Source organism: Pantoea sp. MT58, assembly GCF_014495885.1.
In the GTDB taxonomy this organism is placed as follows: Bacteria; Pseudomonadota; Gammaproteobacteria; order Enterobacterales; family Enterobacteriaceae; genus Pantoea; species Pantoea eucalypti.
Genome location: NZ_CP061083.1, coordinates 3,249,515 through 3,264,080, shown reverse-complemented (window position 1 = coordinate 3,264,080; position 14,566 = coordinate 3,249,515). Strand labels below are relative to the sequence as shown.

The window sequence follows — 14,566 nt, the reverse complement described above, 5'->3', positions numbered from 1 at the left end:
GCTGGAACGCGAACATTCGAGGGATGTGTTAGGAAAACGCATAACAACGATGGCGATGAAAAAGTTGCTCATAGCGTCGCTGCTGTTTAGCAGCGCCACCGTTTACGGTGCAGACGATTTCGTGGTGAAGGATATTCATTTCGAAGGGCTGCAGCGAGTCGCCGTCGGCGCGGCTCTGCTGAGCATGCCAGTACGGGTTGGCGATACGGTGAATGACGATGATGTCAGAAATACCATTCGCTCGCTGTTCGCTACTGGCAACTTTGAGGATGTTCAGGTCCTGCGAGACGGTACAACGCTGATTGTCCAGGTCAAAGAACGTCCTACCATTGCCAGCATTACCTTCACCGGTAACAAAGCGGTGAAAGAGGATCAGCTCAAACAAAATCTGGAAGCCTCAGGTGTGCGTGTCGGCGAAGCGCTGGACCGCACCACTATCTCTTCTATTGAGAAAGGCCTTGAGGATTTCTACTACAGCGTCGGTAAATACACCGCCAACGTGAAAGCGGTGGTGACACCCCTGCCGCGTAACCGTGTCGATCTGAAGCTGGTCTTTACCGAGGGTGTCTCTGCCAAAATTCAGCAGATCAACATTGTCGGTAATAAAGCCTTTAGCTCTGATGAACTGATCTCCCGTTTCCAGCTGCGTGATGAAGTGCCGTGGTGGAACGTAGTAGGCGATCGTAAATACCAGAAGCAGAAACTGGCAGGTGACCTTGAGACTCTGCGCAGCTTCTATCTGGATCGCGGCTATGCACGCTTCAATATCGATTCGACACAGGTCAGCCTGACGCCAGATAAAAAAGGCATCTACATCACGGTGAACATCACCGAGGGTGACCAGTACAAAATTGCTGGCGTAATCGTCAATGGCAGCATGGCGGGTCACTCCGCAGAAATTGAACATCTGACCAAAATTCCGGCAGGCGAGCTCTATAACGGCGCCAAAGTCACGAAAATGGAAGATGACATCAAGAAACTGCTGGGCCGCTACGGCTATGCCTATCCGCGTGTAGTCACACAGCCAGAAATCAACGACGCCGACAAAACCGTGAAACTGCACATCAACGTGGATGCGGGTAACCGTTACTACGTGCGTAATGTTCGTTTCGAAGGTAATGACACGTCAAAAGACTCGGTGTTACGTCGCGAAATGCGTCAGATGGAAGGCGCATGGCTGGGCAGCGATCTGGTTGAACAGGGTAAAGAGCGTCTGAACCGCACCGGTTACTTTGAAACCGTGGATGTGGATACCCAGCGTGTACCAGGCTCGCCTGACCAGGTTGACGTGGTCTACAAAGTTAAAGAGCGTAACACCGGTACTTTCAACTTCGGCGTCGGTTACGGCACTGAAAGTGGTGTGAGTTTCCAGGTTGGCGTAACGCAGGATAACTGGCTGGGCACCGGTAATACCGTGGGCATCAGCGGGACCAAAAACGATTACCAGACCTATGCTGAATTCTCGCTTACTGACCCTTACTTCACCGTTGACGGTGTGAGTCTGGGTGGTCGTCTGTTCTACAACGACTTCAAAGCAGACAATGCTGACCTTTCTGACTATACCAACAAGAGTTATGGTCTGGATGGCACACTTGGCTTCCCGGTTAACGAAAACAACACCCTGCGTGTCGGTCTGGGCTATGTCCACAATGACCTGTCAAACATGCAGCCGCAGGTTGCGATGTGGCGTTACCTTGACTCGGTTGGTAAGCCGCAGCAGCTTAATGACAAAGGCGAATTCTCAGCAGATGACTTCACCTTTAACTACGGCTGGACTTACAACACCCTGGACCGCGGATTCTTCCCGACATCCGGTAACCGCACTAACCTGAATGGTAAAGTGACGATTCCTGGTTCAGATAACAGCTTCTATAAGGCCACGCTGGATAGTCAGCAGTATGTGCCGATTAACCAGGATCGTACCTGGGTGCTGTTGGGACGTGGTCGTATCGGCTATGGCGATGGACTCGGCGGCAAAGAGATGCCGTTCTACGAGAACTTCTATGCCGGTGGTTCAAGCACGGTTCGCGGCTTCCAGTCCAACACCATTGGACCGAAAGCAGCCTACTTTAATAACAACTCGTCGAACTGCCGAATTGCCGATCCAAATGGCGTTTGTAAGTCTGACGATGCGGTGGGCGGTAACGCCATGGCGATCGCCAGCCTTGAGCTGATCACGCCAACGCCGTTCCTGAGCGAGAAGTATGCTAACTCGGTGCGTACCTCGGTGTTCGTCGATGCCGGTACCGCGTGGGATACCCATTGGGAAAATACAGCGGAAACGCGTGCGGCAGGCATTCCTGACTACAGCGATCCAAACAACATTCGTGTATCAAGCGGTGTTGCGTTGCAGTGGATGTCACCGCTTGGCCCGCTGGTGTTCTCTTACGCCCAGCCGTTCAAGAAAGTCGATGGAGACAAGTCAGAGCAGTTCCAGTTTAACATTGGTAAAACCTGGTAATGTTCTGAGCAAGGATGCATAGCTGAAGTATTGCTGCCGGGCAGCACCTGTTGCTGTTCCGGCGCAAACACTGTGTCGCTGACACAAACGTTGATGGTAAGGAGTTTATAGTGAAAAAGTTGTTGTGTGCCGCAGGTCTGGGTCTTGCTTTAGCGGTTTCCGCTGGTGTTCAGGCTGCTGACAAAATTGCAGTGGTAAACGTGTCCAGCATTTTCCAACAGTTACCGCAACGTGCGACTGTTGCTAAACAGCTGGAAAACGAGTTCAAAGGCCGTGCAACTGAGTTGCAGAGCCAGGAGCGCGATCTGCAAACTAAAATGCAGCGTCTGCAGCGTGACGGTTCTACCATGAAGGCAAGCGAACGCAGCCGCATGGAAAAAGATGTCATGTCTCAGCGTGAAGCGTTCTCTTCAAAAGCACAGGCTTTTGAGCAGGATAACCGTCGTCGTCAGATGGAAGAGCGTAACAAGCTGCTGAGCCGTATTCAGGATGCCGTTAAGAAAGTCGCTGACAGCGATGGTTACGACGTCGTGATCGACGCCAACGCGGTGGCTTATGCATCAAACGCAAAAGACATCACAGCTGACGTGCTGAAACAGGTTAAATAATTCATGTCATCTATTCGACTGGCTGATTTAGCCCAGCAGTTGGATGCAGAATTGCACGGAGATGGCGATATCGTCATCTCCGGTATTGCTTCTATGCAATCCGCCACAACTGGCCAAATCACTTTTCTTGCAAACAGCCGTTACCGCGAGCAACTCGCCCTGATTAAGGCCTCAGCCGTGGTGCTGACGGAAGCGGATCTGGAGTGGTGTAATACCGCAGCGCTGGTAGTGAAAAATCCCTACCTGACTTATGCGCGTATGGCACAAATACTCGATACCACGCCACAGCCGGCGCAAAATATCGCCCCCAGCGCGGTAATTGACCCCTCAGCCCGACTCGGCAACAATGTCGCCATTGGCGCCAATGCAGTGATCGAAGCGGATGTTGAGCTGGGTGACAACGTAGTTATTGGTGCGGGATGTTTTGTTGGCAAAAAAACCCGTATTGGCAGTGGCACCCGTCTCTGGGCCAACGTCTCTGTTTATCACGAGATCGAAATTGGCCAGGATTGTCTGATTCAGTCAGGTACCGTCATCGGTTCTGATGGTTTCGGCTATGCCAACGATCGCGGTAACTGGGTGAAAATCCCGCAGTTAGGCGCGGTAATTATCGGCGATCGCGTCGAAATAGGGGCCTGCACCACCATCGATCGCGGTGCGCTTGATAACACTCTGATCGGCAATGGTGTTATCATAGACAACCAGTGCCAGATCGCTCACAACGTAGTTATTGGCGACAATACTGCGGTTGCAGGCGGTGTGATCATGGCGGGTAGTCTGAAGATTGGACGTTACTGTATGATTGGCGGTGCCAGCGTCATTAACGGCCATATGGAAATCTGTGACAAAGTAACGGTGACCGGTATGGGTATGGTCATGCGTCCTATCACAGAGCCAGGCGTTTATTCGTCAGGCATTCCGCTGCAACCCAACAAAACCTGGCGTAAAACTGCAGCGCTGGTGATGAACATCGATGATATGAGCAAACGCTTAAAAGCCATCGAGCGCAAGGTCGGCAAAGACGACTAACCGCCATCCCAAAACTGACCGGCTTTCATAATAAAAATGTTAAGCAGGGAAGCCCGGCGCCACAGTACCTATTTGCGGCCTGCGGAAGATCATTTTGATCTGTGCAGGCCGTGTTATTGATGTCATCAGATTTTTAGGACAGGAAGAGTATTTTGACTACTGAAACTCATACTCTGAAAATTGAAGAGATTTTAGAGCTGCTGCCGCATCGCTATCCGTTTCTGCTGGTAGACCGTGTGCTGGAATTTGAAGAGCACAAATACCTGCGTGCAGTGAAGAACGTTTCTGTTAATGAACCGTTTTTCCAGGGGCACTTCCCTGGTAAACCGATTTTTCCTGGCGTTCTGATCCTGGAAGCGATGGCGCAGGCCACCGGTATTCTGGCGTTTAAAAGCGTAGGTAAACTGGAGCCAGGCGAACTCTATTACTTTGCCGGTATCGACAGTGCCCGCTTTAAGCGTCCTGTGGTACCAGGTGACCAAATGATCATGGAAGTCACTTTCGAGAAAACCCGCCGTGGTCTGACCCGCTTTAAAGGCGTGGCGACTGTTGACGGTAAAATCGTTTGTGAAGCGACCATGATGTGTGCCCGCAGCCGGGAGGCATAATTCGTGATTGATCCAACCGCCACTATCCATCCCAGTTCTGTCATCGAAGAGGGCGCTATCATTGGCGCCCGTGTTCACATTGGCCCGTTTTGCTTTATCGGCGCGAATGTTGAGATTGGTGAAGGAACAGTACTGAAGTCACATGTTGTGGTGAATGGCCACACGCGTATCGGTAAAGATAATCAGATCTACCAGTTTGCCTCAATTGGCGAAGTGAATCAGGATCTGAAATATGCCGGTGAGCCAACACGGGTTGAGATCGGTGATCGCAACCGTATTCGTGAAAGCGTGACGATTCATCGCGGCACCACGCAGGGTGGCCATGTCACCACAGTGGGCAGCGATAATCTGCTGATGGTCAATGTCCACATTGCGCATGACTGCGTGATTGGTAACCGCTGTATCTTCGCGAACAATGCCACCCTGGGTGGTCACGTGACGGTCGATGATTTCGCCATTATTGGCGGCATGACAGCGGTACATCAGTGGTGCATCATCGGTGCGCACGTGATGGTTGGTGGCTGTTCCGGCGTGGCGCAGGATGTTCCGCCTTACGTTATTGCGCAGGGTAACCATGCGACGCCGTTCGGTATCAATATTGAGGGTCTTAAGCGTCGTGGCTTCAGCAAAGAGTCGTTGCATGCGATTCGCAACGCTTACAAGCTGCTCTATCGCAGTGGCAGAACGCTGGAAGAAGTGAAGCCGGAGATCGAAGCCATTGCGCAACAGCACAGCGAAGTGCAGCCTTTCTACGACTTCTTTACCCGTTCAACCCGTGGATTAATTCGTTAATCCATGTCAGCGCGTCCTTTAACGATTGCCCTGGTCGCCGGAGAAACCTCCGGCGATATTCTTGGTGCAGGTCTGATTCGTGCCCTGAAAGTGCGCCATCCTGATGCACGCTTTGTCGGTGTGGCGGGCCCACTGATGCAGGCTGAAGGGTGTGAAGCCTGGTATGAGATGGAAGAGTTAGCGGTAATGGGCATTGTCGAGGTGCTGGGTCGCCTGCGACGCCTGCTGACAATCCGCCGCGATCTCACCCGACGTTTTAGCGAGCTCAGACCCGACGTTTTTGTCGGTATTGATGCGCCCGATTTTAATATCACGCTGGAAGGCAATCTCAAACGTACGGGCATCCGTACGATCCACTATGTCAGTCCTTCGGTGTGGGCATGGCGGCAAAAGCGCGTGTTTAAGATTGGCCGAAATACCGATCTGGTGCTGGCCTTCCTGCCGTTTGAAAAAGCCTTCTACGATCGTTATAACGTTCCCTGCCGCTTTATCGGTCACACCATGGCGGATGCCATGCCGCTGCAACCTGATAAGCAGGCTGCGCGCCGTCATCTCGGCATTGCGGACGATGCGCTCTGTCTGGCACTGCTGCCGGGCAGTCGTGGTGCGGAAGTGGAAATGCTCAGTGCTGACTTCCTGAAAACAGCCCAATTATTGCGTCGTCACTATCCGGCGCTGGAAATCGTGGTGCCGCTGGTTAACGCCCGTCGCCGTGAACAGTTTGAGAAGATTAAAGCTGACGTTGCGCCTGAACTGCCGATGCATCTGCTGGATGGACAGGGTCGTGAGGCGATGATTGCAAGCGATGCCGCACTTCTGGCATCCGGGACTGCCGCACTGGAGTGCATGCTGGCAAAATGCCCGATGGTCGTCGGTTATCGCATGAAACCGGCCACTTACTGGCTGGCGAAACGGCTGGTGAAAACCCCTTACGTCTCGCTGCCAAACCTGCTGGCAGGGCGTGAGCTGGTCAAAGAGTTACTGCAGGATGCGTGTCAGCCCGACGCCCTGGCTGCAGCGTTAGATCCGCTGTTGCATGCCGGGCCTGAGCGCGAAACTTTGCTGCAGACGTTTCATGAATTACATCAACAGATCCGCTGGAACGCCGATGAGCAGGCAGCGGATGCAGTACTGGAGCTGGTGAATGCCTGATTTTATCTATCCTGTCGCCAGACTGATTGCCGGTGTGGACGAAGTGGGGCGCGGTCCGCTGGTTGGCGCGGTGGTCACTGCTGCGGTGATCCTCGATCCGGCAAATCCGATTACCGGCCTGGCGGACTCGAAGAAACTGTCGGAAAAACGCCGCCTGGCGTTGTACGACGAAATCAAAGAGAAGGCGCTGGCATGGAGTCTGGGACGCGCAGAACCTGAAGAGATCGATCAGCTCAACATTCTGCACGCTACCATGCTGGCGATGCAGCGTGCGGTAGCTGGCCTGAGTATCCAGCCCGACTATGTGCTGATTGATGGTAACCGTTGCCCGGCATTGCCTATGCCTTCACAGGCCGTCGTCAAAGGGGATAGCCTGGTTGCCGAAATCAGTGCAGCATCGATCATCGCCAAAGTCTCGCGGGATCGTGAGATGGCCGAACTGGATCTGCTGTTCCCGCAGTATGGTTTTGCACAACACAAAGGCTATCCAACGGCGCTGCATATGGAAAAGCTGACACAATATGGCGCCACGCCGCACCACCGTCGTAGTTTTGCGCCCGTACGTAATGCGCTGCTCGATGCTGAAGTACTGGCTGCCCGCCAGACCCTTACGCTTTAATAGCCTGACGCTGTTTTAACCGGAAACTGATATGGCTGAACCCCGTTTTATACATCTGCGTGTCCACAGTGACTATTCGATGGTTGATGGCCTGGCAAAAACCGGGCCGCTAATCAAGAAAGCGGCTGCCCTTGGCATGCCGGCGATAGCGATTACCGACTTCACTAACCTCTGTGGCCTGGTGAAATTCTACGGTGGCGCGCACAGCGCAGGGATAAAGCCGGTCATTGGTGCCGATTTCAACGTGGCCAGTGAGCTGATGGGGGATGAGCTGACACAGCTTACCGTGCTGGCGTCCAGTAATACCGGATACCAGAACCTGACGCTGCTGATCTCCCGCGCCTATCAGCGCGGTTATGGCGTGGACGGACCCATTATCGATCGCGACTGGCTGATCGAATTGCAGGAAGGATTAATACTGTTGTCGGGTGGGCGACGCGGCGATGTAGGTCGTAGCCTGCTGCGCGGTAACAATGCGCTGGTGTCGCAGTGCCTGTCGTTTTACCAGCAACATTTTCCCGATCGCTACTACCTGGAGCTGATCCGTACTGGCCGACAGGACGAAGAGAGCTATCTGCATGCAGCCGTTGAACTTGCGATTGCAGAGGGAATACCGGTCGTTGCCACCAATGAAGTCTGCTTTATCAATGCAGAAGATTTCGATGCGCACGAAATTCGCGTTGCCATTCATGACGGCTATACGCTGGATGATCCCAAGCGTCCGCGCAACTACAGTCCTCAGCAATATATGCGCAGCGAAGAGGAGATGTGCGAGCTGTTCTCGGACATCCCGGAAGCGCTGGAGAACAGCGTAGAGATTGCTAAGCGTTGTAACGTGACGGTGCGACTGGGCGAATATTTCCTGCCACAGTTCCCGACCGGTGATATGACTACCGAAGATTATCTGGTGGTGAAATCCCGCGAGGGGCTGGAAGAGCGCCTGGCGTTCCTGTTCCCGGACGAAGCTGAGCGCGCAGAAAAACGTCCGGAATATGATGAGCGTCTGGAGATTGAGCTCACCGTTATTAACCAGATGGGATTCCCCGGCTACTTCCTGATCGTGATGGAGTTCATCCAGTGGTCCAAGGATAACGGCGTGCCGGTGGGCCCAGGTCGTGGCTCCGGTGCCGGTTCGCTGGTGGCCTATGCGCTGAAAATCACCGATATCGATCCGCTGGAATTTGACCTGCTGTTCGAACGTTTCCTGAACCCGGAACGCGTCTCGATGCCCGACTTCGACGTCGATTTCTGCATGGAGAAGCGCGATCAGGTCATCGAACACGTCGCTGATATGTACGGACGTGAAGCGGTTTCCCAGATTATCACCTTCGGTACCATGGCGGCGAAAGCGGTTATCCGCGATGTGGGCCGCGTGCTGGGTCATCCTTACGGCTTTGTTGATCGCATTTCAAAACTGATCCCGCCCGATCCCGGCATGACGCTGGAAAAAGCCTTTATTGCTGAACCGCAGCTTCCTGCGATGTATGACGCAGATGAAGAGGTGAAGGCGCTGATCGATATGGCGCGTAAGCTGGAAGGGGTCACGCGAAACGCCGGTAAACATGCGGGTGGCGTGGTCATTGCGCCAACGAAAATCACGGATTTCGCGCCGCTTTACTGCGATGAACACGGGCAGTTCCCGGTCACTCAGTTCGATAAAAATGATGTGGAATATGCCGGCCTGGTGAAGTTCGACTTCCTGGGTCTGCGTACGCTGACCATCATCGACTGGGCGCTGAAGATGATCAACCCGCGCCGGGAGAAGCAGGGGCTGGAGCCGATCGATATCGCCTCAATCCCGCTGGATGATAAGAAAAGCTTCGATATGCTGCAGCGCTCGGAAACCACAGCGGTATTCCAGCTTGAATCGCGCGGCATGAAAGATCTGATTAAGCGTCTGAAGCCCGACTGCTTCGAAGATATGATCGCACTGGTGGCGCTGTTCCGTCCTGGCCCACTGCAGTCCGGCATGGTAGATAACTTTATTGACCGTAAGCATGGCCGTGAAGCGATCTCTTATCCCGACATTCAGTGGCAGCACGAAAGCCTGAAGCCGGTGCTGGAACCGACTTACGGCATCATCCTCTATCAGGAACAGGTGATGCAGATCGCCCAGGTTCTCTCCGGTTACACCCTGGGCGGCGCAGATATGCTGCGACGCGCCATGGGTAAAAAGAAACCCGAGGAGATGGCCAAACAGCGCTCCATATTCCGCGATGGTGCCGAAAGCATGGGCATCGACGGCGAACTGTCGATGAAGATCTTCGATCTGGTAGAAAAATTTGCAGGTTATGGCTTTAACAAGTCACACTCTGCGGCTTACGCACTGGTCTCCTATCAGACCCTGTGGCTGAAAGCGCACTATCCGGCCGAGTTCATGGCGGCGGTGATGACCGCCGATATGGATAACACCGAGAAAGTGGTGGGCCTGGTTGATGAGTGCTGGCGGATGGGGCTGAAAGTCCTGCCGCCCGATATTAACTCGGGTCTCTATCCCTTCCATGTTAATGACGCGGGCGAGATCGTTTACGGTATCGGCGCGATCAAAGGCGTGGGTGAAGGCCCGATTGAAGCGATTATCGACGCCCGTAATGAAGGTGGCTATTTCCGCGAACTGTTTGATCTCTGTGCCCGTACTGACACTAAAAAGATCAACCGTCGGGTGATGGAAAAACTGATTATGTCCGGGGCTTTCGATCGCCTTGGACCGCACCGCGCCGCCCTGATGAGTTCACTCAGTGACGCGTTAAAAGCCGCCGATCAACACGCGAAAGCGGAGGCGATTGGCCAGGCAGATATGTTTGGCGTGCTGGCGGAGGAGCCGGAGCAGGTTGAGAAATCGTACGCCAGCGTCACGCCGTGGCCTGAGCAGGTGCAGCTGGATGGTGAGCGGGAAACGCTGGGGCTATATCTTACCGGCCACCCTATTAATCAGTATCTGAAAGAAATTGAGCGTTATGTTGGCGGGGTGCGTCTGAAAGATATGCATCCTACCGATCGGGGTAAAATTACTGTGGCGGCTGGTCTGGTGATCGCCGCGCGGGTAATGGTCACCAAGCGCGGCAACCGAATTGGTATCTGTACTCTGGACGATCGCTCCGGTCGTCTTGAGGTGATGTTATTTACCGATGCGTTAGATAAATACCAGCAGTTGCTGGAGAAAGACCGAATCCTGATCGTCAGCGGACAGGTCAGCTTTGATGACTTCAGTGGCGGGCTTAAAATGACCGCGCGTGAAGTCATGGACATCGACGAAGCTCGCGAAAAATACGCGCGCGGACTTGCTATCTCGCTGACGGACAGGCAAATTGATGACCAGCTATTAAACCGGCTCCGTCAGTCCCTGGAACCTCATCGTTCAGGGACTATTCCGGTGAATCTCTACTATCAGAGAGCCGACGCGCGAGCGAAGCTGCGCTTTGGTGCAGCGTGGCGAATTTCGCCCAGCGATCGTTTACTTAACGATCTGCGCTCGTTGATTGGATCGGAGCAGGTGGAACTGGAGTTTGACTAGAACAGGAACATTATGAGTCTTAATTACCTGGATTTTGAACAGCCAATTGCAGAACTGGAAGCGAAGATCGATTCGCTGACTTCAATTGGTCGTCAGGATGATAAACACGTTAATCTGGATGAAGAAGTTCAGCGTCTGCGTGAGAAAAGTGTTGAGCTGACCCGTAAAATCTTCGCTGATTTGGGCGCATGGCAGATTGCTCAACTGGCGCGTCATCCGTTACGTCCTTACACCTTTGACTATGTTCGCAACGCCTTCGACGATTTCGATGAGCTGGCGGGCGACCGTGCTTATGCGGATGACAAAGCGATTGTGGGCGGGATTGCGCGTCTTGATGGACGTCCGGTGATGATCATCGGGCATCAGAAAGGCCGTGAAACCAAAGAGAAGATTCGCCGTAACTTCGGCATGCCAGCACCGGAAGGCTATCGCAAAGCGCTGCGCCTGATGGAGATGGCTGAGCGTTTCAAAATGCCAATCATCACCTTCATCGACACACCGGGTGCGTATCCTGGCGTGGGCGCGGAAGAGCGTGGGCAGTCTGAAGCGATCGCCCGCAACCTGCGTGAAATGTCTGGCCTGAAAGTACCGGTTATCTGTACGGTTATCGGTGAGGGCGGTTCTGGCGGTGCGCTGGCGATTGGCGTGGGCGACAAAGTGAATATGCTTCAGTACAGCACCTATTCAGTGATCTCGCCGGAAGGCTGTGCCTCCATTCTGTGGAAAAGCGCTGACAAAGCGCCGCTGGCTGCTGAAGCGATGGGCATTACCGCTCACCGTCTGAAAGAGCTGAAGCTGATTGACTCAGTGATCCCTGAGCCGCTGGGTGGTGCACATCGCCGTCCGGTTGATATGGCGCAGTCTCTGAAGCAACAGCTGCTGGCTGATCTGGCCGATCTCGATGGATTAAGCACTGAAGAGCTGCTGGATCGTCGTTATCAGCGCCTGATGAGCTACGGCTACGCCTGATTCAGGCTCAGCCAATCAGGAAGCGGACTTCGGTCCGCTTTTTTTATGCCATGGGTTTAACGCGGTACGCTGCCTGATGCCTTTCAGCCTCATCTGATCGTCCCCTTGCTACACCTTCCCCTGGTTAGCGGTTATGCTTGTCCGGTTGCACAACAATCACGGAGATGGGCATTGAATATTCTGGCGATCATGGGCGCGCACGGCGTGTTTTATAAAGATGAACCGTTACGCGAACTCGACGCGGCGTTAAATCTGCAAGGCTTCCAGCTGCTTTACCCAAAAAACAGTGACGATCTGCTGAAACTGATCGAACACAATCCGCGTATCAGCGGCGTCATCTTCGACTGGGACGCGCACAACAGCCCGGAACTGTGCGGTGAGATTAATCAGCTCAACGAATACCTGCCACTGTATGCCTTTATCAACACCCACTCTCAGATGGACATCAGCATCAATGAGATGCGCATGCCACTGCACTTTTTTGAATATGCGCTGAATGCCGCCGACGATATTGCATTGCATATCCGGCAGTATACCGATGACTATCTCGACCACATTACGCCACCACTGACTAAAGCGCTGTTCACCTATGTGAAAGAGGGCAAGTACACCTTCTGCACGCCGGGCCATATGGCGGGTACCGCGTTTCAGAAGAGCCCGGTAGGCTGCCTGTTTTATGATTTCTTCGGGGCCAATACCCTGAAGTCAGATATCTCAATTTCCGTTACCGAGCTGGGTTCGCTGCTGGATCACACCGGTCCACATCTTGAAGCGGAAGAGTATATCGCACGCACTTTTGGTGCCGAACAGAGTTACATGGTGACCAACGGCACCTCAACGTCGAACAAAATTGTCGGCATGTATGCGGCACCGTCGGGCAGCACCGTGCTGATCGATCGCAACTGCCACAAGTCACTGACGCATCTGCTGATGATGAGCGATCTGATCCCCATCTGGCTGAAGCCGACCCGCAATGCACTGGGGATTCTTGGCGGGATTCCAAAGCATGAATTCACCCGCGAGAGCATTACGCAGAAAGTCGCGACGACCGATCGCGCCACGTGGCCGGTTCATGCGGTAATCACCAACTCCACTTACGATGGGCTGCTCTATAACACCCAGTACATTAAAGAGACGCTGGATGTGCCGTCGATTCACTTCGATTCAGCCTGGGTGCCTTACACCAATTTCCATCCGATTTATGCCGGGAAAAGTGGTATGAGTGGCGAGCGCACCCCGGGCAAAGTGGTGTATGAAACGCAATCGACCCATAAACTGCTGGCGGCGTTTTCGCAGGCATCCATGATTCACATTAAAGGCGACTACGACGAACAGACGTTTAACGAAGCCTATATGATGCACACCACCACGTCGCCCAATTACGCCATCGTCTCCTCTATTGAAACTGCTGCTGCAATGCTGCGTGGTAATCCCGGCAAGCGGCTGATCAATCGCTCGGTTGAGCGTGCGCTGCACTTTCGTCGTGAGGTTCAGCGCCTGCGTGAAGAGTCCGACAGCTGGTTTTTCGATATCTGGCAGCCGGAACAGGTCGACGAAGCGCAATGCTGGGCGATCCAGCCCGGCGACGAGGATTGGCACGGATTTACGCAGGCCGATCGCGATCATATGTACCTCGATCCGATCAAAGTCACTATCCTGACGCCAGGAATGAGCGAGCTGGGAGAGATGGCAGACGAGGGGATCCCGGCAGCGCTGGTGGCGAAGTTTCTTGATGAGCGCGGCATCGTGGTGGAGAAAACCGGCCCCTACAACCTGCTGTTCCTTTTCAGTATTGGCATCGACAAAACCAAAGCGATGAGCGTGCTGCGCGGTCTGACTGAGTTCAAACGCGCCTACGATCTCAATCTGCGGGTAAAGAACATGCTGCCGGATCTCTACGCTGAAGATCCCGACTTCTATCGCAATATGCGCATTCAGACGCTGGCGCAGGGGATTCATCAACTGATCCGTCATCATGACCTGCCGCGACTGATGCTGCAGGCATTTGATGTCCTGCCCGAAATGAAGATGACGCCGCATCAGGCGTTTCAGCAACAGGTGAAGGGCAACATCGAAACGGTGGATCTCAGCGAACTGGTCGGGCGGGTGTCGGCCAACATGATTCTGCCTTATCCACCAGGCGTGCCACTGGTGATGCCAGGAGAGATGATTACGGAGAAGAGCCGTGCCGTGCTCGATTTCCTGCTGATGCTGTGCAGTATCGGCCGGCATTATCCGGGCTTCGAGACCGATATTCACGGTGCCAGTCTGACGGAAGAGGGCGAGTATCGCGTCCGCGTGCTGAAAAACGATCCGGCATAAATCTTTAAACGACTAATAGCGGCAGGGTGTCTGGGGACAGCCTGCCCGAATCAGGATATTCAACATGTTGCAGTTAACCGCTATTCACCACATCGCCATCATCGCTTCCGACTATCAGCGCAGCAAAGCGTTCTATTGTGACGTGCTGGGCTTTCGTCTCATGGGCGAATATTACCGTGAAGCGCGCGACTCCTGGAAAGGCGACCTGGCCCTGGAGGATCGCTACACTATTGAGCTGTTCTCTTTTCCTGAGCCGCCGGCGCGCGTCAGTCATCCCGAAGCGTGTGGCCTGCGTCATCTGGCCTTTACCGTGCCGGATGTGGCCGCCGCTGTCGCAACGCTGGCCAGTAAAGGCGTAATCTGCGAGCCGATTCGCATCGATGAACTGACGGGTAAACAGTGTACGTTCTTTGCCGATCCGGATGGTTTGCCGCTGGAGCTTTATCAGGCGTAAAATAGCGCGCTCAGCGGGCGACATTCAGTGGCCCGACT

At 53.9% G+C, this 14,566-nt stretch carries 11 protein-coding genes; all 11 read left to right on the top strand.

Going from position 1 to position 14,566, the window contains the following annotated elements:
* Positions 1-49 precede the first annotated feature (49 nt).
* The 11 genes from bamA (at position 50) to IAI47_RS15440 (ending at position 14,528) form a co-directional block, all read left to right on the top strand.
* On the top strand, positions 50-2,461 hold the full coding sequence (bamA, locus tag IAI47_RS15490) for an outer membrane protein assembly factor BamA (RefSeq protein ID WP_003852645.1): 2,412 nt from the start codon (positions 50-52) through the stop codon (positions 2,459-2,461).
* Between the two features lie 110 nt (positions 2,462-2,571).
* The gene (skp, locus tag IAI47_RS15485; protein ID WP_003852644.1) at positions 2,572-3,069 is read left to right on the top strand and encodes a molecular chaperone Skp; all 498 of its coding nucleotides are present in this window, start codon (positions 2,572-2,574) and stop codon (positions 3,067-3,069) included.
* A 3-nt stretch (positions 3,070-3,072) separates the two neighbouring features.
* A complete protein-coding gene (lpxD, locus tag IAI47_RS15480) occupies positions 3,073-4,098 on the top strand; it encodes a UDP-3-O-(3-hydroxymyristoyl)glucosamine N-acyltransferase (protein WP_008925640.1) in 1,026 nt (341 codons plus the stop codon).
* Positions 4,099-4,250: 152 nt separating this feature from the next.
* Positions 4,251-4,706 (top strand): 3-hydroxyacyl-ACP dehydratase FabZ, encoded by a 456-nt coding sequence (fabZ, locus tag IAI47_RS15475; RefSeq protein WP_003852639.1) that lies wholly within the window; start codon positions 4,251-4,253, stop codon positions 4,704-4,706.
* A gap of 3 nt (positions 4,707-4,709) precedes the next feature.
* The gene (lpxA, locus tag IAI47_RS15470) at positions 4,710-5,498 is read left to right on the top strand and encodes an acyl-ACP--UDP-N-acetylglucosamine O-acyltransferase (RefSeq protein ID WP_003852636.1); all 789 of its coding nucleotides are present in this window, start codon (positions 4,710-4,712) and stop codon (positions 5,496-5,498) included.
* Between the two features lie 3 nt (positions 5,499-5,501).
* Complete coding sequence (gene lpxB / locus IAI47_RS15465) at positions 5,502-6,650, top strand: lipid-A-disaccharide synthase (protein ID WP_003852634.1); 1,149 nt, start codon at positions 5,502-5,504, stop codon at positions 6,648-6,650.
* Positions 6,643-7,269: a ribonuclease HII gene (gene rnhB / locus IAI47_RS15460; protein ID WP_008925641.1), complete on the top strand. Its 627-nt coding sequence runs from the start codon at positions 6,643-6,645 to the stop codon at positions 7,267-7,269. Before lpxB ends, rnhB begins: the two co-directional genes overlap by 8 nt.
* 31 nt (positions 7,270-7,300) lie before the next feature.
* A complete protein-coding gene (dnaE, locus tag IAI47_RS15455; RefSeq protein WP_003852631.1) occupies positions 7,301-10,783 on the top strand; it encodes a DNA polymerase III subunit alpha in 3,483 nt (1,160 codons plus the stop codon).
* A gap of 12 nt (positions 10,784-10,795) precedes the next feature.
* Positions 10,796-11,752, top strand: coding sequence for an acetyl-CoA carboxylase carboxyl transferase subunit alpha (accA, locus tag IAI47_RS15450; protein ID WP_003852630.1), 957 nt, complete (start codon positions 10,796-10,798; stop codon positions 11,750-11,752).
* 171 nt (positions 11,753-11,923) lie between these two features.
* Entirely contained in the window at positions 11,924-14,074 is a 2,151-nt protein-coding gene (locus IAI47_RS15445) for a lysine decarboxylase LdcC (protein ID WP_008925642.1), read from the top strand.
* A 64-nt stretch (positions 14,075-14,138) separates the two neighbouring features.
* Positions 14,139-14,528 (top strand): VOC family protein, encoded by a 390-nt coding sequence (locus IAI47_RS15440; RefSeq protein ID WP_003852628.1) that lies wholly within the window; start codon positions 14,139-14,141, stop codon positions 14,526-14,528.
* Positions 14,529-14,566 lie beyond the last annotated feature (38 nt).